Below are 20,709 nucleotides of genomic sequence, written 5' to 3'. Positions count from 1 at the left end.
AGTCAATTACCCCTTATTTCGAAAAGCGACGGCGTACGATCATATTGTCGGTACGCTTGTTGCGACGGGTACGGAAGCCCTTAGTTGGGGTACCCCACGGGCTTACTGGCACGCGACCTTCACCGGTACGGCCTTCACCACCACCGTGCGGGTGATCCACCGGGTTCATGGCAGTACCACGAACGGTCGGACGAATACCGCGCCAGCGGTTTGCACCGGCTTTACCAATCTTACGCAGGCTATGCTCTTCGTTGCCTACTTCGCCAACGGTGGCGCGGCAGTCAACGTGTACCTTGCGGATCTCGCCGGAGCGCAGACGCAGCTGGGCGTAAACGCCTTCGCGGGCCAGCAGCATGGCGGAAGAACCAGCGGAACGAGCGATCTGAGCACCTTTACCCGGCTGCAGTTCGATGCAGTGGATGGTGGTACCAACTGGAATGTTGCGGATAGGCAGGGCATTACCAGCTTTGATCGGGGCTTCAGCACCGGACATCAGCTCGGCACCTGGCTTAACGCCACGCGGAGCGATGATGTAGCGACGCTCACCGTCTGCATAGCACAGCAGTGCGATGTGGGCGGTACGGTTCGGATCGTATTCAATACGCTCGACTTTGGCCGGGATCGCATCTTTGTTGCGACGGAAGTCTACGATACGGTAGTGCTTCTTGTGGCCACCACCCTTGTGACGGGTAGTGATGTGACCGTTGTTGTTACGGCCAGCAGTCGAAGTTTTCTTTTCAACCAGCGCAGCGAACGGAGCACCTTTGTGCAGGTCAGGATGTACGACCTTAACAACGGCACGACGACCTGCGGAAGTCGGTTTAACTTTTACGAGAGGCATGCTCTATCTCCTTACTCCGCAACGGCCGGGGTGGCGGTCAGGTCAAGTTCTTGACCCGGAACCAGGCTTACATACGCCTTTTTCCAGTCCTTGCGGCGGCCAACGAAGCGACCAAAACGCTTGGTTTTGCCCTTAACGTTGACAGTGGAAACACCTTCAACCTTGACATTGAACAGCAGTTCAACGGCAGCCTTGATTTCCGGCTTAGTTGCATCGGTAGCAACGCGGAAAGCAACCTGCTGGTTTTTCTCGGCAACCAGTGTGCTCTTTTCAGACACGATCGGCGCCAGGATTACTTGCAGCAAACGTTCCTGGTTCATACCCACTGCTCCTCGAGTTGCTTCACGGCATCACGGGTGATTACCACTTTCTTGAAGCGTACCAGGCTGAACGGGTCAGCTTGCTGAGCTTCAATTACCAGCACGTTAGGCAGGTTACGGGAAGATAGATACAGATTCTCATCCAGCTCTTTGGTGATGATCAGTGCACGATCCAGACCCAGAGCTTTCACCTTGGCGGCGAATTCTTTGGTTTTCGGGGTGGCAACATTCAGTTCATCAACAATGATCAGGCGTTCGTCACGAACCAGCTGGGACAGAATGGTAGCCATACCTGCGCGGTATTGCTTACGGTTCACTTTGTGAGTGAAGTTTTCGTCCGGCTTGTTCGGGAAGGTGCGACCACCACCACGCCACAGCGGGGAAGAAGTCATACCGGCACGAGCACGGCCTGTACCTTTCTGGCGGAAAGGCTTCTTGGTCGAGTGTTTAACCTCGGCACGAGTCAACTGGGCACGGTTACCGCTACGGGCGTTAGCCAGGAAGGCAGTAACAACCTGATGTACCAGTGCTTCGTTGTAGTCACGTGCAAACAGTGCTTCAGAAGCTTGCAGGGCGTCTACTTGCTGACCCTGGGCATTGATCACTTTCAATTCCATTATGCACCTGCCTTCACGCTAGGACGCACCACTACGTCGCCGTTCTTGGCACCAGGCACTGCGCCTTTTACCAGAATCAGCTGACGCTCTACGTCGATACGAACGACTTCCAAGCACTGAACGGTGCTCTTCACATTACCGTACTGACCTGCCATGCGCTTACCCGGGAATACACGGCCCGGATCTTGCGCCTGACCGATAGAGCCAGGGGAGTTGTGGGAAACCGAGTTACCGTGGGATGCACGGTTGGACGAGAAGTTGTGACGCTTGATGGCACCAGAGAAGCCTTTACCTTTGGAGGTACCGGTAACATCTACCAGTTGGCCAACGGTGAAGATTTCAACGGACAGCGCATCACCAACATTCAGCGACGCCAGTGCTTCTGCTGTGAGGGTGAACTCACGCATAGTACGGGCGGCTTCAATGCCGGCCTTAGCGAAGTGACCGGCTTCTGCCTTGGTCACGCGATTGGCCTTGCGGGCACCTGCAGCAACTTGGACAGCTACGTAGCCATCTGTTTCTGCGTTTTTAATTTGCGATACGCGGTTTGCGGACATATCCAGCACAGTTACTGGGACGGTAGCACCGTCTTCAGCAAAAATGCGGGTCATGCCGACTTTGCGACCGACTAGACCTAAAGTCATGGTTATTTCCTTTACAGGCGCCGATTACGATTGACCGGCTTGCTCAAAGAAAAGCGGACTCATCAAAATGATGAGTCCGCGACTTTATCACAGAAAAATCAATGCTTGCAAGCACTTAGCAAACAAACATTGTAAATCCGTAATTACTGAAGCTTGATTTCCACATCTACGCCTGCTGGCAGGTCCAGCTTCATCAGCGCATCAACGGTTTTATCAGTCGGATCAACGATGTCCATCAGGCGCAGGTGAGTACGGATTTCCAGCTGATCGCGGGAAGTCTTGTTCACGTGCGGGGAACGCAGTACGTTGAAACGCTCGATTTTGGTCGGCAGCGGAACCGGGCCCTTAACAACGGCACCAGTGCGCTTAGCGGTTTCAACGATTTCCTGAGCGGAGCGATCGATCAGATTGTAATCAAAGGCTTTCAGACGGATACGGATTTTCTGGCTTTGCATGGTATTAACTCCGCGTCCGATTAGGCGATGATCTTAGCAACAACGCCGGCGCCAACAGTGCGGCCACCTTCACGGATCGCGAAACGCAGACCTTCTTCCATAGCGATCGGAGCGATCAGTTCTACGGTGATTTCTACGTTATCGCCTGGCATAACCATTTCCACGCCTTCGGACAGGCTAACAGCACCAGTCACGTCAGTAGTACGGAAGTAGAACTGTGGGCGGTAGTTAGCGAAGAACGGGGTGTGACGACCGCCTTCGTCTTTGCTCAGTACGTATACGGAAGCAGAGAACTTGGTGTGCGGAGTGATCGAACCTGGCTTGGACAGAACCTGACCACGCTCAACGTCTTCACGCTTGGTACCACGCAGCAGCACGCCTACGTTGTCGCCAGCCTGACCTTGGTCCAGCAGCTTGCGGAACATTTCCACGCCGGTGCAGGTGGTTTTTACGGTGGCTTTCAGGCCAACGATTTCCAGCTCTTCACCAACTTTAACGATACCGCGCTCTACACGACCGGTCACAACAGTACCACGGCCGGAGATGGAGAATACGTCTTCGATTGGCAGCAGGAATGGCTTGTCGATAGCACGCTCAGGCGTCGGAATGTAGGAATCCAGTGCATCTGCCAGACGGAAGATAGCTGGTTCGCCGTATTCGGATTGGTCGCCTTCCAGTGCCAGACGAGCGGAACCGGTAACGATCGGGGTGTCGTCGCCTGGGAAGTCGTAGGAAGACAGCAGATCGCGCACTTCCATTTCAACCAGTTCCAGCAGCTCAGCGTCATCCACCAGGTCAGCCTTGTTCAGGAAGACGATGATGTAAGGCACGCCAACCTGACGGGACAGCAGGATGTGCTCGCGAGTCTGTGGCATTGGGCCGTCAGCTGCGGAGCAAACCAGGATAGCGCCGTCCATCTGGGCAGCACCGGTAATCATGTTTTTAACGTAGTCGGCGTGACCTGGGCAGTCTACGTGAGCGTAGTGACGTGCTTCGGTTTCGTATTCTACGTGAGCGGTGTTAATGGTAATACCGCGAGCTTTTTCTTCTGGCGCGCTGTCGATCTGGGAGTAGTCTTTAGCTTCGCCGCCGAATTTCTTGGACAGAATGGTGGTGATAGCAGCGGTCAGGGTAGTTTTACCGTGATCCACGTGACCGATGGTACCAACGTTTACGTGCGGCTTGGTCCGCGCAAACTTTTCTTTTGCCATTTTGCAAACTTCCTTAATTAAAGAACAAACAGTTCAAAGGTTGGCCGCGCCTGCGGCCAACCTCAACGCGCAAATTATTTACGAGCAGTCATCACTGCTTCGGCGATGTGCTTCGGTGCTTCAGAGTAGTGCTTGAACTCCATGGAGTAGGTAGCACGGCCCTGAGTTGCCGAACGCAGATCGGTGGAGTAGCCGAACATCTCGGACAGAGGAACCTCTGCCTTGATCTTCTTGCCACCCAGACCATCATCGTCCATACCTTGAACAATACCGCGACGACGGTTCAGGTCACCCATCACGTCACCCATGTATTCTTCCGGAGTCTCTACTTCCACAGCCATCATCGGCTCGAGGATGCAAGGACCTGCACGACGCATCGCTTCTTTGAATGCCAGCGAGCCGGCCAGTTCGAAGGCGATCTGCGACGAGTCAACATCGTGGTAGGAACCGAAGGTCAGGCGAACGGTAACGTCCACCACCGGGTAGCCAGCCAGAATACCGTTGTTCAGCGAGTTACGAATACCCTTATCAACGGAAGGAATGAATTCGCGAGGAATCACACCACCTTTGATTTCGTCGATGAACTTGTAGCCATTGCCTTCACCGGACGGTTCCAGGGTGATTGTACAATCACCGTACTGACCTTTACCGCCAGACTGCTTGGCGTGTTTACCTTGCACGTCAGCAACAGTTTTGGTGATGGTTTCGCGGTATGCCACTTGCGGGGCGCCCACGTTGGCTTCAACACCGAATTCGCGACGCATACGGTCAACCAGAATCTCCAGGTGCAGTTCACCCATACCGGAAATAATGGTTTGTGCCGATTCTTCATCGGTACGTACACGGAAGGAAGGATCTTCCTTGGCCAGGCGGTTCAGGGCAACACCCATCTTCTCCTGGTCGGCCTTGGTTTTCGGCTCTACGGCTACGTGAATCACCGGCTCCGGGAACACCATGCGTTCCAGGATGATCGGGGAATCAACAGCACACAGGGTTTCACCAGTGGTCACTTCTTTCAGGCCGATACCTGCGGCGATATCGCCTGCACGTACTTCGGTGATTTCCTGACGGTCGTTAGCGTGCATCTGCACGATACGGCCCATACGCTCTTTCTTGCCTTTAACCGAGTTCAGCAGGGTGTCGCCAGAGTTAACCACACCAGAGTAAACGCGGAAGAAGGTCAGCTGACCTACGTACGGGTCGTTCATCAGCTTGAATGCCAGCGCGGAGAACGGTGCTTCGTCGGAAGCTTCGCGGATGGTAGCAGTACCATCTTCGTTCTCACCCGGTACTGGAGGCACGTCCAGCGGGCTAGGCAGCAGCTCAATCACAGCATCCAGCATGCGCTGAACGCCTTTGTTCTTGAACGCGGAACCGCACAGCATCGGCTGGATTTCGCAACGCAGAGTACGCTGACGCAGACCGTGAACGATTTCTTCTTCGCTCAGGGTTTCGCCTTCCAGGTACTTGTTCATGGTGTCTTCGTCGACTTCCGCCGCCGCTTCAACCATTTTCTCGCGCCATTCTTCAGCAACTGCTACCAGCTCGGCCGGGATCTCGCCGTATTCGAATTTCATACCCTGGGAAGCTTCATCCCAGATAATGGCCTTCATTTTCAGCAGATCTACCACGCCTTCGAAGCCGTCTTCAGCACCGATAGGCACAACGATAGGCACCGGGTTACCACGCAGACGGGTTTTCACCTGTTCTACGGCACGGAAGAAGTTGGCACCTTGACGGTCCATCTTGTTCACGAAGGCAATACGCGGCACTTTGTACTTGTTAGCCTGACGCCATACGGTTTCAGACTGAGGCTGTACGCCACCTACTGCGCAGTAAACCATTACCGCGCCATCCAGAACACGCATCGAACGTTCTACTTCGATAGTGAAGTCAACGTGGCCCGGGGTGTCAATGATGTTGAAGCGGTGTTCCGGGAACTGCAGGCCCATACCTTTCCAGAAGGTAGTGGTCGCAGCGGAAGTAATGGTAATACCGCGCTCTTGCTCTTGTTCCATCCAGTCCATGGTGGCTGCGCCATCATGCACTTCACCGATTTTGTGGTTTACACCGGTGTAGAACAGGATACGTTCGGTGGTAGTGGTCTTACCAGCATCAATGTGAGCAGAGATACCAATGTTACGGTAGCGCTCAATGGGGGTTTTCCTAGCCATGGCCAGAATCCTTTCGCAGGATGAATATTAGAAGCGGAAGTGCGAGAACGCCTTGTTGGCTTCAGCCATACGGTGAACTTCATCACGCTTCTTCATCGCGCCGCCACGACCTTCGGCTGCATCGATCAGCTCGCCAGCCAGACGCAGGTCCATGGATTTTTCGCCACGCTTACGCGCAGCATCGCGCAGCCAGCGCATTGCCAGCGCCAGGCGACGGGAAGGACGTACTTCAACAGGAACTTGATAGTTTGCACCACCTACACGGCGGCTTTTTACTTCAACAACCGGCTTGGCGTTGGAGATAGCAGTGTTGAACACTTCTACCGCGTTTTTGCCGGTTTTTTTCTCGATTTGAGCGAGGGCGCCGTAAATGATGCGTTCAGCAACAGACTTCTTGCCGTCGATCATTACAACGTTCATGAATTTGGTCAGATCCTGGCTACCAAACTTCGGATCCGGCAGGATGTCGCGCTTAGGCACTTCTCTGCGTCTTGGCATTTCAATTCCTTCACTATATTCAGTTGAGCTTGATGCTCGCGACTACTCAACAAAGCAGCCACTTACTCGACGGACGTATCCGCCGCTTAATGCCCTAAAATTACTTAGGACGCTTCGCGCCGTACTTGGAGCGAGCTTGCTTACGGTCTTTAACGCCAGCAGTATCCAGCGAGCCGCGAACAGTGTGGTAACGCACACCTGGCAAGTCTTTTACACGACCGCCACGGATCAGCACTACGGAGTGTTCCTGCAGGTTGTGGCCTTCACCACCGATGTAGGAGATCACTTCGAAGCCGTTGGTCAGGCGAACCTTGCACACTTTACGCAGTGCGGAGTTCGGTTTCTTCGGGGTAGTGGTGTATACACGGGTGCACACGCCACGCTTCTGCGGGCAGGCCTCCAGTGCAGGCACCTTGCTCTTCGACAGAACCGCAGTACGGCCTTTACGAACGAGTTGGTTAATAGTTGGCATTACTATCCGTTCCTAGTTGATTCTCTTAGCGGCACCATACCACCAAGAAAGACGTGGATTATATTTTAGTCAACCACTTAGCGTCAATGAAATAACGCTGCCCTGCCAACGTTAGACGTTGATAGGACAGCGTTTTTTGGGTTTAGTACAACTTAGTGTGTACTAGTGCCAGCGTCGATCTGTTCTTCCAGCGGTGCAAACTCCACATTCAGATCGCCAGTAGCGTTCTGACGGCGACGGTTGCGGTGGTAAGCCAGGCCGGTACCTGCCGGGATCAGACGGCCAACGATCACGTTTTCTTTCAGACCACGCAGATCGTCTTTCTTGCCCATGATCGCCGCTTCGGTCAGCACGCGGGTGGTTTCCTGGAAGGAAGCCGCCGAGATGAAGGAGTCGGTAGACAGCGATGCCTTGGTAATACCCAGCAGTACATTGTCGTACTGTGCAGGGATCTTGCCTTCGGCGGCCATCTGGTCGTTGGTCTCCAGCACTTCTGCGCGCTCTACCTGTTCGCCGGTGATGAAATCGGTATCGCCGGAATCGGTGATCACCACACGACGCAGCATCTGGCGAACAATCACCTCGATGTGCTTGTCGTTAATCTTCACGCCCTGCAGACGGTACACTTCCTGTACTTCCTGGCCGATGTAGCGAGCCAGCGCTTCGATACCCTGCAGACGCAGGATGTCGTGCGGATCAACAGCTCCGTCGACGATCAATTCGCCGCGGTTCACGACCTGGCCATCGTGCACCAGTACGTGTTTGTCTTTCGGAATCAGGCTCTCGTGGGCATTGCCGTCCAGATCGGTAATGATCAGACGTTGCTTACCCTTGGTGTCCTTACCGAAGGAGACAGTACCAGTCACTTCAGCCAGCATGCCGGCATCTTTCGGCGAACGGGCTTCGAACAGCTCGGCTACACGTGGCAGACCACCGGTAATATCGCGAGTCTTGGACGATTCTTGTGGAATACGTGCCAGCACTTCACCCTTACCGACTTCCTGGCCATCACGCACGGTAATGATCGCGCCTACCTGGAAGGTAATCGATACGGAAGCATCGGAACCTGCCAGTTTCACTTCGTTGCCGTTTTCGTCCAGCAGCTTCACCAGTGGGCGCAGCATTTTGGACTGTGCGCTGGCGCGGCGTTTGTTGTCGATTACCACCAGGGTGGACAGGCCGGTTACTTCGTCGGTCTGCTTGGCAACAGTTGCGCCCTCTTCCACGTTTTCGAACTTCACGCGGCCAGAGTACTCGGTGATGATCGGACGGGTGTGCGGATCCCATGTTGCCAGCACTGCACCCGCCTTGATGGTCAGACCGTCGGTCACCATCAGGGTCGCGCCGTACGGCACTTTATGGCGTTCGCGCTCGCGGCCAACGTCGTCGTGAATCACAACTTCACCGGAACGGCTGATCACGATCAGCTCTTCCTTGTTGTTCTTCACATAACGCATCTGGCTGGAGAAGCGTACGGTACCGTTGGACTTACCTTCTACCTGGCTGGCAGCGGCATTTCGCGATGCTGCACCACCAATGTGGAAGGTACGCATGGTCAGCTGGGTACCCGGCTCACCAATCGACTGTGCAGCAATCACGCCGACAGCTTCACCAGCGTTAACACGCTTACCACGTGCCAGGTCGCGGCCGTAGCACTGTGCGCACAAGCCGTAGCGGGTGTCGCAAGTGATCGCGGTACGTACCTTGACTTCGTCGATGCCACGCTCGTCGATCAGGTCAACCAGGGCTTCATCCAGCAGGGTGCCGGCTTCGATCACGGTTTCGCTGGTGGACGGATCCACAACGTCGCTAGCCGTTACACGGCCCAGAATACGGTCGCGCAGGGCTTCAATCACGTCACCACCCTGTACTACGGCTTTCATCACGAAGCCGTTAGAGGTACCGCAATCGTCCTCGATCACCACCAGATCCTGCGTAACGTCCACCAGACGGCGTGTCAGGTAACCGGAGTTGGCAGTCTTCAGTGCCGTATCCGCCAGACCCTTACGTGCACCGTGGGTGGAGATAAAGTACTGCAGAACCGTCAGACCTTCGCGGAAGTTGGCGGTAATTGGTGTTTCGATAATGGAGCCATCCGGCTTCGCCATCAGACCACGCATACCGGCCAGCTGTTTGATCTGCGCTGCGGAACCCCGTGCGCCCGAGTCGGCCATCATGTAAATGGAGTTGAACGACTCTTGATCTACTTCGTTGCCTTCGCGGTCGATAACCTTCTGCTTGGACAGCTCGTCCATCATGGCCTTGGCGATCTTGTCACCTGTACGGCCCCAGATATCCACTACCTTGTTGTAGCGTTCGCCTTGGGTAACCAGACCTTGACGGTATTGCTCTTCGATCTCTTTAACTTCTTTCTGTGCTTCGCCCAGCAGGTCGAATTTCTTCGCCGGGATTTGCATGTCGTCTACGCAGATGGAAATACCACCACGGGTAGAGTAGGCAAAACCGGTGTACATCAGCTGGTCAGCAAAGATCACCGTGTCGCGGATACCGCAACGACGGAAAGAGCCGTTGATCAGACGGGAAATTTCTTTCTTCTTCAACGCACGGTTGATGAACTCGAACGGCAGGCCCTTCGGCAGGATCTCGGACAGGATCGCGCGGCCAACAGTGGTGTTGTAACGCTTGGTTACTGCCACGAATTCGCCTTGATCGTCTTTTTCCCACTCTTTCAGGCGCACGGTAATACGCGTGCCCAGTTCCACCTGGCGGGTTTCGTAAGCGCGATGTACTTCAGCGGTATCAGCGAAAGCCATGCCTTCGTTGCGGCCGTTGATCTTGTCGCGGGTCATGTAGTACAGACCCAATACGATATCCTGGGAAGGAACGATGATCGGCTCGCCGTTGGCTGGGGACAGCACGTTGTTGGTCGCCAGCATCAGGGTGCGGGCTTCCATCTGCGCTTCCAGCGACAGCGGCACGTGAACGGCCATCTGGTCACCGTCAAAGTCGGCGTTGAATGCCGCGCAGACCAGCGGATGCAGCTGGATGGCCTTGCCTTCGATCAGCAGGGGTTCGAAAGCCTGGATACCCAGACGGTGCAGCGTAGGTGCACGGTTCAGCAGTACCGGATGCTCGCGGATCACGTCTTCCAGGATGTCCCATACTTCCGGCACTTCCTGCTCTACCAGCTTCTTGGCAGCCTTGATGGTGGAGGCCAGGCCCAGTACTTCCAGCTTGTGGAAGATGAAAGGCTTGAACAGCTCCAGCGCCATTTTCTTCGGCAGACCGCACTGGTGCAGGCGCAGGGTCGGGCCCACGGTAATCACGGAACGACCGGAGTAGTCCACGCGTTTACCCAGCAAGTTCTGACGGAAGCGACCGCCCTTACCCTTGATCATGTCAGCCAGCGACTTCAGCGGGCGCTTGTTGGCGCCAGTCATGGCTTTACCGCGACGACCGTTATCCAGCAGCGAGTCAACCGATTCTTGCAGCATGCGCTTTTCGTTACGCACGATGATGTCCGGGGCACGCAGCTCGAGCAGGCGCTTCAGACGGTTGTTACGGTTGATGACACGGCGATACAGGTCGTTCAGGTCGGACGTGGCGAAGCGACCACCGTCCAGCGGCACCAGCGGGCGCAGCTCGGGCGGCAGCACTGGCAGCACTTCCATGATCATCCATTCCGGCTTCATGCCGGAACGCTGGAAGGCCTCCAGCACTTTGAGGCGCTTGGCGATCTTCTTGATCTTGGTATCAGAGCTGGTGGCTTCCAGTTCGCGACGCAGGGTCTCGATTTCGGAAGTCAGGTCCAGTTTCTTCAGCAGTTCGCGTACGGCTTCCGCGCCCATCAGGGCAATGAACTCTTCACCGTACTCGTCCAGCTTGTCCAGGTAGTCTTCTTCGGTCAGCAGCTGACGTGGTTGCAGGCTGGTCAGGCCAGGCTCGGTCACCACGAATGCTTCGAAGTACAGCACGCGTTCGATATCACGCAGGGTCATGTCCAGCACCATGCCCAAACGGGATGGCAGGGACTTCAGGAACCAGATGTGCGCTACAGGCGACGCCAGTTCGATGTGACCCATGCGCTCGCGGCGCACTTTGGACAGGGTAACTTCCACGCCGCACTTCTCGCAGATCACACCGCGATGCTTCAGGCGTTTGTACTTACCGCACAGGCATTCGTAGTCCTTTACCGGGCCAAAAATACGTGCGCAGAACAGGCCATCACGCTCCGGCTTGAATGTCCGGTAGTTGATGGTTTCTGGCTTTTTAACTTCACCGAACGACCAGGAACGGATCTTGTCCGGGGAGGCGATGCCGATCTTAATCGCATCAAACTCTTCTTCTTGCGTAACTTGCTTAAAGAGATCGAGCAGAGCTTTCATTGCGTCTCCATTCAGGAGGAAGCCTGCGGCCAACGTTGGCCGCAGACTGCCTTACCTAATTAATAACGTTCCAGGTCGATATCCAGGCCCAGCGAACGGATTTCCTTCACCAGCACGTTGAAGGATTCCGGCATGCCGGCATCGATCTTGTGTTCGCCCTTGACGATGTTCTCGTAGATCTTGGTACGACCGGTTACATCGTCCGACTTCACAGTCAGCATTTCCTGCAGGGTGTAGGCGGCACCGTAAGCTTCCAGTGCCCACACTTCCATCTCACCGAAACGCTGGCCACCGAACTGTGCCTTACCACCCAGCGGCTGCTGGGTCACCAGCGAGTACGGGCCGGTGGAACGGGCGTGCATCTTGTCGTCTACCAGGTGATGCAGCTTCAGGTAGTGCATCACACCCACGGTTACCTTGCGGTCGAAGGCTTCGCCGGAGCGGCCATCGTACAGGGTCATCTGGGTTTTGCTGCCGTTGAAGCCCAGCTGCTCGGTATGCTCATCGTCGCTCGGGTAAGCCAGATTCAGCATGTGCATGATTTCCGACTCTTTGGCACCGTCGAATACCGGGGTAGCAAAGGTCATGCCCTTACGCAGGTTTTCGGCCAGCATCTTCACTTCGGCATCAGACATGTCTACCAAGCCGACTTTCTTGCCGGTGTCGTTGTAGATGCGTTCCAGATAGCCGCGCAGCGCTTCCATGCCTTGCTGTTGCTTCAGCATGCGGTCGATACGCTCGCCGATACCTTTGGCAGCCCAGCCCAGATGCACTTCCAGAATCTGACCGATGTTCATACGCGACGGAACGCCCAGCGGGTTCAGCACGATGTCTACCGGGCGACCGTCTGCCATGTACGGCATGTCTTCCACTGGCAGGATGCGCGATACCACACCTTTGTTACCGTGACGACCGGCCATCTTGTCACCCGCTTGCAGGCGACGTTTCACGGCGATGTACACCTTGACCATCTTCTGCACGCCCGGTGGCAGTTCATCGCCCTGGGTCAACTTGCGCTTCTTGTCGTCGAACTTCAGGTCAAACTCTTCGCGTTTCTGCGACAAGCTTTCCTTGATCAGCTCCAGCTGCTTGGCGATGTCTTCATCAGCCATGCGGATATCGAACCAGTCGTGCTTGGTCGGCAGGCCGGCCAGGTACTCGGTGTCGATCTTGGTGCCTTTGGCCAGACGCTTCGGACCACCATTGGCGTCCTTGCCAACGATCAGGCGCTCGATACGGCTGAATGCATCGTTATCGAAAATACGCAGCTGGTCGTTCAGGTCCAGGCGATAGCGCTTCAGTTCAGCATCAATGATGGACTGGGCACGCTTGTCGCGCTCGATACCTTCGCGGGTGAACACCTGTACGTCGATCACGGTGCCGGTCATGCCGGTAGGCACGCGCAGCGAGGTGTCTTTTACGTCAGAGGCTTTTTCACCAAAGATGGCGCGCAGCAGTTTTTCTTCTGGTGTCAGCTGGGTTTCACCCTTCGGTGTTACCTTGCCCACCAGCACATCGCCAGCAGTGACTTCTGCACCGATGTACACGATACCGGCGTCGTCCAGACGGCCAGCCATGCGCTCGGACAGGTTCGGGATATCGCGGGAGATTTCTTCCGGCCCCAGTTTGGTGTCACGTGCGACTACCGACAGCTCTTCGATGTGAATCGAGGTGTAGCGGTCATCGGCAACGACTTTTTCGGAGATCAAAATCGAATCTTCGAAGTTGTAGCCGTTCCATGGCATGAAGGCGATGGTCATGTTCTGACCCAGTGCCAGCTCGCCGATATCGGTAGAGGCGCCGTCGGCTACCACATCACCACGGGCAATCAGGTCACCTACCTTCACGATAGGGCGCTGGTTGATGTTGGTGTTCTGGTTGGAACGGGTAAATTTGGTCAGGTTGTAGATGTCTACACCGACTTCACCGGCCATGGCTTCTTCGTCGTTCACACGTACCACAACGCGGTTCGCATCAACATAGTCCACCACACCGCCACGACGGGCGATCACGGTAGTACCCGAATCGACAGCCACATCGCGCTCGATACCGGTACCGACGAACGGTTTTTCCGGACGCAGGCAAGGCACAGCCTGACGTTGCATGTTGGCGCCCATCAAGGCACGGTTTGCATCGTCATGCTCCAGGAACGGAATCAGCGAGGCCGCAACGGATACCACCTGGCCAGTGGCCACGTCCATGTACTGTACGCGGTCTGGGGTAGCCAGAATGGTTTCGCCTTTTTCACGGCAGGTCACCAGCTCGTCGATCAGGTTACCGGCTTCGTCCAGCTCGGCGTTAGCCTGGGCAATGACGTAGCGGCCTTCTTCGATGGCAGACAGGTAATCAATCTCGTTGGTTACCTTGCTGTCGATTACCTTGCGGTACGGCGTTTCCAGGAAACCGAACTCGTTGGTACGTGCGTACACGGACAGCGAGTTGATCAGGCCGATGTTCGGACCTTCCGGTGTTTCGATCGGGCACACACGGCCGTAGTGGGTCGGGTGTACGTCACGTACTTCGAAGCCGGCACGTTCGCGCGTCAGACCGCCCGGGCCCAGTGCCGATACACGGCGCTTGTGGGTCACTTCGGACAGCGGGTTGGTCTGGTCCATGAACTGCGACAGCTGGCTGGAGCCGAAGAATTCCTTGATCGCTGCCGAAACCGGTTTGGCGTTGATCAGGTCATGCGGCATCAGGTTGTCGGATTCAGCCTGGTTCAGACGCTCTTTCACGGCACGTTCAACACGTACCAAGCCAGCGCGGAACTGGTTCTCGGCCAGCTCGCCTACCGAACGCACACGACGGTTGCCCAAGTGATCGATATCGTCCACTTCGCCACGGCCGTTGCGCAGTTCGCACAGGATGGCAATCACGGAAACGATGTCTTCGGTCGCCAGCACGCCGTCGGTCACGTCACGACGGTGGCCGAACTTCTCACCCACCAGGGTCTTGAACCACTCTGGCGACTTCTCGTCGAATTTGTACTGGAAAGTACGGGTGTTGAACTTCATGCGGCCAACGCGGGACAGGTCGTAGCTGTCTTCGTTGAAGAACAGGCGCTGGAACAGCTGCTCTACGGCGTCTTCTGTTGGCGGCTCGCCTGGGCGCATCATGCGGTAGATGGCCACACGTGCAGACAGCTGGTCGGCGGTGTCGTCACCACGCAGGGTTTGCGAGATGTAAGCACCGTGGTCCAGGTCGTTGGTATACAGCACGTCCACTTCGGTAACGTCCTGGATGTCCATCTTGGCCAGCAGGTCGTCGGTGATTTCCTCGTTGGCACGGGCGATGATCTCGCCGGTTTCCGGGTTCACCACGTTGTTGGCCAGCACTTTGCCTACCAGCACGTCAAACGGTACTTCGATGCGGTCCAGGTTGGCCGCAACGATATCGCGAATGTGCTTGGCGGTAATGCGCTTGTCTTTGGCAACGATCAGCTTGCCGTCTTCGCCTACGATATCGAACTTGGCGACTTCGCCCTTCAGGCGCTCGGCCACCACTTTCATGAACACGCCGTTGCCGGTGAGGTAGAAAGTGTCGGTATTGTAGAATTCGGACAGAATGCGTTCGTTGGTATAGCCCAGTGCCTTCAGCAGGATGGACACCGGCATTTTGCGACGACGGTCGATACGGAAGAACAGCTGATCCTTGGCATCGAACTCGAAGTCCAGCCAGGAGCCGCGGTAAGGAATCACGCGAGCGGAGAACAGCAGTTTACCGGAAGAATGCGTTTTGCCACGGTCGTGCTCGAAGAACACGCCAGGCGAACGGTGCAGCTGGGAAACGATGACACGCTCGGTCCCGTTGATAATGAACGACCCGTTCGAAGTCATCAGGGGGATTTCACCCATGTACACTTCGTTTTCGCGCACTTCTTTTACAACAGGCTTGGACGATTCTTTGTCCAGAATGGTCAGGCGGATACGTGCACGCAGTGGCGATGCAAAGGTAATGCCGCGCAGCTGGCATTCCTGAACATCGAACGGCGGGTCGCCCAGTACGTAATGCACAAAGTCCAGACGTGCAAAACCATTGTGACTGTTGATCGGGAAGATCGACTTGAATGCAGCCTGCAGGCCTACATCCTTGCGCTGATCAAACGGCACACCCAGCTGGAGAAACTCGGTGTACGAATCGATCTGGGTCGCCAACAGGAATGGGACGTCGAGAACAGTATTACGCTTCGCAAAACTTTTACGAATACGCTTCTTCTCAGTAAACGAATAACTCATAGAGTCTCCATCATGGGGGGGTGGCGCAAGAAACCAAACGTCAGCAACCACGCACAACTTGAATGCTGACCTTTGCCATCTTGCAAAGCATCACAAGCGCAACAAGGCTGGCGGATTACTCCGCCAGCCTGACTAATCTTCCCTAAGGAAGATTATTTTACTTCAGCCTTAGCACCGGCGTCGGTCAGTTGCTTCAGAACGTCGTCAGCTTCAGCTTTGGAAACGCCTTCTTTAACTGCTTTAGGAGCGCCGTCTACCAGATCTTTGGCTTCTTTCAGGCCCAGGCCAGTGATAGCACGAACAACCTTGATCACGTTAACTTTGTTGTCGCCAGCAGCGGACAGGATAACGTCGAATTCGGTTTTCTCTTCAGCAGCAGCAGCACCAGCAGCCGGGCCAGCAACGGCAACAGCAGCAGCGGATACGCCGAACTTCTCTTCAAACGCCTTTACCAGGTCGTTCAGTTCCATAACAGTCAGACCAGCAACTGCTTCGAGGATATCTTCTTTAGTGATAGCCATTTGTATAACTCCTGAATACTATTGATTTCGAATGAATTAAGCGGCTTCGGATTGCTTTTGCTCGGCCAGAGCGGCCAGAGCGCGGGCAAAACCGGATACCGGAGCCTGCATAACGAACAGCAGCTTGGACAGCAGCTCTTCGCGGCTCGGGATAGATGCCAGTTCGGCTACTTCGGCAGCATCAAGCAGCTTGCCGTTGTAGGAACCTGCCTTGACAACAATCTTGTTGTCTTCTTTGGCAAACTGGTGCAACACCTTGGCAGCAGCTACCGGGTCAACAGATACACCGTATACCAGCGGGCCAACCATTTGGTCAGCCAGCGCTTCGAACTGGGTACCAGCAACCGCACGGCGTACCAGCGTGTTCTTCAGAACGCGCAGGTACACGCCATTCTCACGCGCCTTGGCGCGGAGTTTGGTCATGCTGCTAACCTCGATGCCCCGATATTCAGCGATAACGAGAGTCTGTGCATCTGCCAGTTGAGCAGATACTTCAGCTACGACCGCCTTTTTATCTTCGATATTGAGACTCAAGGTCCACCTCCTAGACTGAAATGAAGCAGGAAATCCTGCCCCTCTTTGCAGCGGCGACCTAATCAGGAGACATAACAAACGGATGGTGCTCATGGGCGGAATTGAACCGCCGACCTCTCCCTTACCAAGGGAGTGCTCTACCCCTGAGCTACATGAGCGTAAACGTTGAAAAGCCTTCTAAGGGTACACCATCTGCGTAGGCTACTCTTACGAGCATTAAGTTATGCACACCTACGGTCTTTGATAATCTGGCGAGCCGAAGCCCGCCAGCCCAAAGCTTGGTGCTCATGGGCGGAATTGAACCGCCGACCTCTCCCTTACCAAGGGAGTGCTCTACCCCTGAGCTACATGAGCGTGTGCACTACTGCGGGCAATTAAGCCTGGGCAGCAGCCACATCTACGCGTACACCAACACCCATGGTACTGGATACGGCGATTTTCTTCAGATACTGACCTTTGGCAGCGGCCGGCTTGGCTTTCACCAGGGCATCTACCAGAGCAGCAAAGTTTTCACGCAGGGCTTCAACGTCGAAAGAAGCGCGGCCGATGGTAGCGTGAATGATACCTGCCTTGTCGGTACGGTACTGAACCTGACCAGCTTTAGCGTTCTTCACGGCTTCAGCGACGTTAGGGGTAACGGTACCAACTTTCGGGTTAGGCATCAGGCCACGCGGACCCAGGATCTGACCCAGTTGACCAACAACGCGCATTGCATCCGGGGAAGCAATCACTACGTCGAAGTTCAGGTTGCCAGCTTTAACTTGCTCGGCCAGGTCGTCGAAACCGACAACTTCAGCACCAGCAGCTTTAGCGGCTTCGGCGTTAGCGCCTTGAGCAAATACAGCAACACGTACCGACTTACCAGTACCACGCGGCAGCACAACGGAGCCACGAACAACCTGGTCGGATTTACGTGGGTCTACACCCAGGTTCACGGCGATGTCGATCGACTCGTCGAACTTGGCAGTAGCAGCACCTTTAACCATGGAGATCGCTTCTTCAACTGCGTACAGTTTGTTGCGGTCTACTTGGGCTTTCAGCGCCTGAACGCGTTTGGACAGCTTAGGCATTTACACACCCTCCACTTCAAGACCCATGGAACGGGCGGAACCGGCGATAGTACGCACGGCTGCATCCAGATCGGCAGCAGTCAGGTCAGGAGCTTTGGTTTTAGCGATTTCTTCCAGCTGGGCACGGGTCACTTTACCAACTTTGTCCACGTGAGCCTTGGCGCTACCGGACTTGATGCCAGCGGCTTTTTTCAGCAGGATGGTTGCTGGCGGGGTCTTCATCACGAAAGTGAAGGACTTGTCCGCGTAAGCAGTGATCACAACCGGAATCGGCAGACCTGGCTCAACGCCTTGAGTCTGGGCGTTGAACGCCTTGCAGAATTCCATGATGTTCAGACCGCGCTGACCAAGGGCCGGGCCGATTGGCGGCGACGGGTTGGCTTTACCAGCGGGCACTTGCAGCTTGATATAGCCGACAATTTTCTTTGCCACGATTTAGCTCCTAAATTTGGGTATAACGCACCGCACATGCAGCGCTTCCCACACGAAGGGCGTAAGTATACGCAAAACCTTCTTTAAAAACAATAGTTACAGCTTCTCGACCTGGGAAAAATCCAGCTCGACAGGTGTATCACGACCAAAAATCTGCACAGAAACACGCAGCTTGTTGCGCTCGTAATTCACCTCATCCACAGAACCATTGAAATCGGTAAACGGGCCTTCGTTAACACGCACACGTTCACCCACTTCAAACAGCACTTTCGGCTTCGGCTTTTCTACGCCATCCTGCATCTGCTGCATGATGGACTCCACCTCTTTGGCGGAGATAGGTGCCGGACGGTTGGCCGTACCACCCACAAAACCGGTAACTTTAGGCGTGCTCTTCACCAAGTGCCAGGTATCGTCGGTCATTTCCATTTCGACCAATACATAACCCGGGAAGAACTTGCGCTCGGAAATAGAGCGCTTGCCATTCTTGATATCCACAACCTCTTCAACCGGCACGAGCACCTGGCCAAAAAGATCTTGCATGCTTTCGCGCTCGATACGCTCTTTCAATGCTTTCTGCACACTCTTCTCGAAACCCGAGTAGGCATGCACTACATACCAACGCTTAGCCATTATCAACCTCGACGAAGCAATACATCATAGAAGAGCCAGGACAACGACGAGTCAACCAGCCACATAAACAAGGCAAGCACGAAAACAAAGACAAAGACCATCAAGGTCATTTGGCTTGTTTCTTTGCGCGTAGGCCAAACTACTTTGCGAGCCTCTACAATCGACTCTTGCGCGTAAGACACAAACTCGCGCCCCGGTGCAGAAAACCAGAATACCCCAGCAGCAGCCAGAACAGCAGCAACAAAAACCAGCACGCGCAGCACGCCCTGGGTTTCCGGCAGCAGGTAGAAGCCCACAACACCTGCAGTAACTAGCAGAGCAACCAAGCCAAGCTTAAGCTTATCTTGCATTTCCATATGAATTCTCGCGTTGCTTATACGTGAAAAGACTAACCGGCGTAAACGCCGGTTAGTCTTATTTGGCAGGCCAGGAGGGTCTCGAACCCCCAACCCTCGGTTTTGGAGACCGATACTCTACCAATTGAGCTACTGGCCTAAAACCTTCATCAAGCGATAATTTTTGCTACCACGCCGGCGCCAACAGTACGGCCACCTTCGCGGATCGCGAAACGCAGACCTTCTTCCATAGCGATCGGAGCGATCAGTTCTACGGTGATTTCTACGTTATCGCCTGGCATAACCATTTCCACACCTTCGGACAGGCTAACAGCACCAGTCACGTCAGTAGTACGGAAGTAGAACTGTGGACGGTAGTTAGCGAAGAACGGGGTGTGACGACCGCCTTCGTCTTTGCTCAGTACGTATACGGAAGCAGAGAACTTGGTGTGCGGAGTGATCGAACCCGGCTTGGACAGAACCTGACCACGCTCAACGTCTTCACGCTTGGTACCACGCAGCAGCACGCCTACGTTGTCGCCAGCCTGACCTTGATCCAGCAGCTTGCGGAACATTTCCACGCCGGTGCAGGTGGTTTTTACGGTGGCTTTCAGGCCAACGATTTCCAGCTCTTCACCAACTTTAACGATACCGCGCTCTACACGACCGGTCACAACAGTACCACGGCCGGAGATGGAGAACACGTCTTCGATTGGCAGCAGGAACGGCTTGTCGATAGCACGCTCAGGCGTCGGAATGTAGGAATCCAGTGCATCTGCCAGACGGAAGATAGCTGGTTCGCCGTATTCGGACTGGTCGCCTTCCAGTGCCAGACGAGCGGAACCGGTAACGATCGGGGTGTCATCGCCCGGGAAGTCGTAGGAAGACAGCAGATCGCGCACTTCCATTTCAACCAGTTCCAGCAGCTCAGCGTCATCCACCAGGTCAGCCTTGTTCAGGAAGACGATGATGTAAGGAACGCCAACCTGACGCGACAGCAGGATGTGCTCGCGAGTCTGTGGCATTGGGCCGTCAGCTGCGGAGCAAACCAGGATAGCGCCGTCCATCTGGGCAGCACCGGTAATCATGTTTTTAACGTAGTCGGCGTGACCTGGGCAGTCTACGTGAGCGTAGTGACGTGCTTCGGTTTCGTATTCTACGTGAGCGGTGTTAATGGTAATACCGCGAGCTTTTTCTTCTGGCGCGCTGTCGATCTGGGAGTAGTCTTTAGCTTCGCCGCCGAATTTCTTGGACAGAATGGTGGTGATAGCTGCAGTCAGAGTGGTCTTACCATGGTCCACGTGACCGATGGTGCCAACGTTTACGTGCGGCTTGGTCCGCGCAAACTTTTCTTTTGCCATGGCAAATTCCCTG

At 55.1% G+C, this 20,709-nt stretch carries 18 protein-coding genes and 3 tRNA genes; all 21 read right to left on the bottom strand.

Annotated elements, in window-relative coordinates:
- Nucleotides 1-13: 13 nt before the first annotated feature.
- Complete coding sequence (gene rplB / locus FLQ44_RS15880; RefSeq protein ID WP_017507373.1) at nt 14-841, bottom strand: 50S ribosomal protein L2; 828 nt, start codon at nt 839-841, stop codon at nt 14-16.
- An 11-nt stretch (nt 842-852) separates the two neighbouring features.
- Nucleotides 853-1,161 carry a 50S ribosomal protein L23 gene (gene rplW / locus FLQ44_RS15875; RefSeq protein WP_017507374.1) on the bottom strand — a complete coding sequence of 103 codons (309 nt, stop codon included), beginning with the start codon at nt 1,159-1,161 and terminating at the stop codon, nt 853-855.
- Nucleotides 1,158-1,778 (bottom strand): 50S ribosomal protein L4, encoded by a 621-nt coding sequence (rplD, locus tag FLQ44_RS15870; RefSeq protein WP_017507375.1) that lies wholly within the window; start codon nt 1,776-1,778, stop codon nt 1,158-1,160. Before rplD ends, rplW begins: the two co-directional genes overlap by 4 nt.
- A complete protein-coding gene (gene rplC / locus FLQ44_RS15865) occupies nt 1,778-2,422 on the bottom strand; it encodes a 50S ribosomal protein L3 (protein ID WP_020480219.1) in 645 nt (214 codons plus the stop codon). The genes rplD and rplC overlap by 1 nt, the downstream gene beginning before the upstream one ends.
- Before the next feature lie 143 nt (nt 2,423-2,565).
- Nucleotides 2,566-2,877: a 30S ribosomal protein S10 gene (gene rpsJ / locus FLQ44_RS15860; protein ID WP_017507377.1), complete on the bottom strand. Its 312-nt coding sequence runs from the start codon at nt 2,875-2,877 to the stop codon at nt 2,566-2,568.
- A 20-nt stretch (nt 2,878-2,897) separates the two neighbouring features.
- On the bottom strand, nt 2,898-4,088 hold the full coding sequence (tuf, locus tag FLQ44_RS15855) for an elongation factor Tu (protein ID WP_147695188.1): 1,191 nt from the start codon (nt 4,086-4,088) through the stop codon (nt 2,898-2,900).
- 74 nt (nt 4,089-4,162) lie between these two features.
- Complete coding sequence (gene fusA, locus FLQ44_RS15850; protein ID WP_147695195.1) at nt 4,163-6,262, bottom strand: elongation factor G; 2,100 nt, start codon at nt 6,260-6,262, stop codon at nt 4,163-4,165.
- A gap of 27 nt (nt 6,263-6,289) precedes the next feature.
- Nucleotides 6,290-6,760, bottom strand: coding sequence for a 30S ribosomal protein S7 (gene rpsG, locus FLQ44_RS15845; protein ID WP_147695194.1), 471 nt, complete (start codon nt 6,758-6,760; stop codon nt 6,290-6,292).
- 100 nt (nt 6,761-6,860) lie between these two features.
- The gene (rpsL, locus tag FLQ44_RS15840) at nt 6,861-7,232 is read right to left on the bottom strand and encodes a 30S ribosomal protein S12 (protein ID WP_017507381.1); all 372 of its coding nucleotides are present in this window, start codon (nt 7,230-7,232) and stop codon (nt 6,861-6,863) included.
- Between the two features lie 152 nt (nt 7,233-7,384).
- Nucleotides 7,385-11,578 (bottom strand): DNA-directed RNA polymerase subunit beta', encoded by a 4,194-nt coding sequence (rpoC, locus tag FLQ44_RS15835; protein WP_147695193.1) that lies wholly within the window; start codon nt 11,576-11,578, stop codon nt 7,385-7,387.
- Between the two features lie 59 nt (nt 11,579-11,637).
- Nucleotides 11,638-15,813 carry a DNA-directed RNA polymerase subunit beta gene (gene rpoB / locus FLQ44_RS15830; RefSeq protein ID WP_147695192.1) on the bottom strand — a complete coding sequence of 1,392 codons (4,176 nt, stop codon included), beginning with the start codon at nt 15,811-15,813 and terminating at the stop codon, nt 11,638-11,640.
- A 152-nt stretch (nt 15,814-15,965) separates the two neighbouring features.
- Entirely contained in the window at nt 15,966-16,334 is a 369-nt protein-coding gene (gene rplL, locus FLQ44_RS15825; RefSeq protein ID WP_147695191.1) for a 50S ribosomal protein L7/L12, read from the bottom strand.
- Between the two features lie 36 nt (nt 16,335-16,370).
- Nucleotides 16,371-16,868: a 50S ribosomal protein L10 gene (rplJ, locus tag FLQ44_RS15820; RefSeq protein WP_147695190.1), complete on the bottom strand. Its 498-nt coding sequence runs from the start codon at nt 16,866-16,868 to the stop codon at nt 16,371-16,373.
- 83 nt (nt 16,869-16,951) lie between these two features.
- Nucleotides 16,952-17,026: transfer RNA gene (locus tag FLQ44_RS15815), tRNA-Thr, on the bottom strand.
- Nucleotides 17,027-17,147: 121 nt separating this feature from the next.
- Nucleotides 17,148-17,222 (bottom strand) — tRNA-Thr (locus tag FLQ44_RS15810).
- A gap of 20 nt (nt 17,223-17,242) precedes the next feature.
- Nucleotides 17,243-17,938, bottom strand: coding sequence for a 50S ribosomal protein L1 (gene rplA / locus FLQ44_RS15805; protein WP_147695189.1), 696 nt, complete (start codon nt 17,936-17,938; stop codon nt 17,243-17,245).
- Entirely contained in the window at nt 17,939-18,370 is a 432-nt protein-coding gene (rplK, locus tag FLQ44_RS15800) for a 50S ribosomal protein L11 (RefSeq protein WP_017507387.1), read from the bottom strand. It lies immediately after the preceding gene.
- Nucleotides 18,371-18,466: 96 nt separating this feature from the next.
- Nucleotides 18,467-19,000 carry a transcription termination/antitermination protein NusG gene (gene nusG, locus FLQ44_RS15795; protein ID WP_026107682.1) on the bottom strand — a complete coding sequence of 178 codons (534 nt, stop codon included), beginning with the start codon at nt 18,998-19,000 and terminating at the stop codon, nt 18,467-18,469.
- Nucleotides 19,001-19,002: 2 nt separating this feature from the next.
- Nucleotides 19,003-19,356, bottom strand: a complete 354-nt coding sequence (gene secE, locus FLQ44_RS15790; protein ID WP_206208914.1) for a preprotein translocase subunit SecE — start codon at nt 19,354-19,356, stop codon at nt 19,003-19,005.
- A 63-nt stretch (nt 19,357-19,419) separates the two neighbouring features.
- Nucleotides 19,420-19,495, bottom strand: a tRNA-Trp gene (locus tag FLQ44_RS15785).
- Between the two features lie 10 nt (nt 19,496-19,505).
- Nucleotides 19,506-20,696 (bottom strand): elongation factor Tu, encoded by a 1,191-nt coding sequence (gene tuf / locus FLQ44_RS15780; protein WP_147695188.1) that lies wholly within the window; start codon nt 20,694-20,696, stop codon nt 19,506-19,508.
- Nucleotides 20,697-20,709 lie beyond the last annotated feature (13 nt).

This window comes from Vogesella mureinivorans (genome assembly GCF_007644035.1).
GTDB classification, from domain to species: Bacteria; Pseudomonadota; Gammaproteobacteria; order Burkholderiales; family Chromobacteriaceae; genus Vogesella; species Vogesella mureinivorans.
This window is presented reverse-complemented; position numbering and strand designations above follow the sequence as displayed.

Excerpts from the sequence above, each read along its gene's own strand:
- rpsG (WP_147695194.1), bottom strand. The coding sequence starts at position 6,760 with ATGCCAAGACGCAGAGAAGTGCCTAAGCGCGACATCCTGCCGGATCCG.
- fusA (WP_147695195.1), bottom strand. The coding sequence starts at position 6,262 with ATGGCTAGGAAAACCCCCATTGAGCGCTACCGTAACATTGGTATCTCT.
- secE (WP_206208914.1), bottom strand. The coding sequence starts at position 19,356 with ATGGAAATGCAAGATAAGCTTAAGCTTGGCTTGGTTGCTCTGCTAGTT.
- rpoB (WP_147695192.1), bottom strand. The coding sequence starts at position 15,813 with ATGAGTTATTCGTTTACTGAGAAGAAGCGTATTCGTAAAAGTTTTGCG.
- nusG (WP_026107682.1), bottom strand. The coding sequence starts at position 19,000 with ATGGCTAAGCGTTGGTATGTAGTGCATGCCTACTCGGGTTTCGAGAAG.
- rplB (WP_017507373.1), bottom strand. The coding sequence starts at position 841 with ATGCCTCTCGTAAAAGTTAAACCGACTTCCGCAGGTCGTCGTGCCGTT.
- rplL (WP_147695191.1), bottom strand. The coding sequence starts at position 16,334 with ATGGCTATCACTAAAGAAGATATCCTCGAAGCAGTTGCTGGTCTGACT.
- rplD (WP_017507375.1), bottom strand. The coding sequence starts at position 1,778 with ATGGAATTGAAAGTGATCAATGCCCAGGGTCAGCAAGTAGACGCCCTG.
- rpsL (WP_017507381.1), bottom strand. The coding sequence starts at position 7,232 with ATGCCAACTATTAACCAACTCGTTCGTAAAGGCCGTACTGCGGTTCTG.
- tuf (WP_147695188.1), bottom strand. The coding sequence starts at position 20,696 with ATGGCAAAAGAAAAGTTTGCGCGGACCAAGCCGCACGTAAACGTTGGC.
- rpoC (WP_147695193.1), bottom strand. The coding sequence starts at position 11,578 with ATGAAAGCTCTGCTCGATCTCTTTAAGCAAGTTACGCAAGAAGAAGAG.
- rpsJ (WP_017507377.1), bottom strand. The coding sequence starts at position 2,877 with ATGCAAAGCCAGAAAATCCGTATCCGTCTGAAAGCCTTTGATTACAAT.
- rplA (WP_147695189.1), bottom strand. The coding sequence starts at position 17,938 with ATGCCTAAGCTGTCCAAACGCGTTCAGGCGCTGAAAGCCCAAGTAGAC.
- tuf (WP_147695188.1), bottom strand. The coding sequence starts at position 4,088 with ATGGCAAAAGAAAAGTTTGCGCGGACCAAGCCGCACGTAAACGTTGGT.
- rplC (WP_020480219.1), bottom strand. The coding sequence starts at position 2,422 with ATGACTTTAGGTCTAGTCGGTCGCAAAGTCGGCATGACCCGCATTTTT.
- rplW (WP_017507374.1), bottom strand. The coding sequence starts at position 1,161 with ATGAACCAGGAACGTTTGCTGCAAGTAATCCTGGCGCCGATCGTGTCT.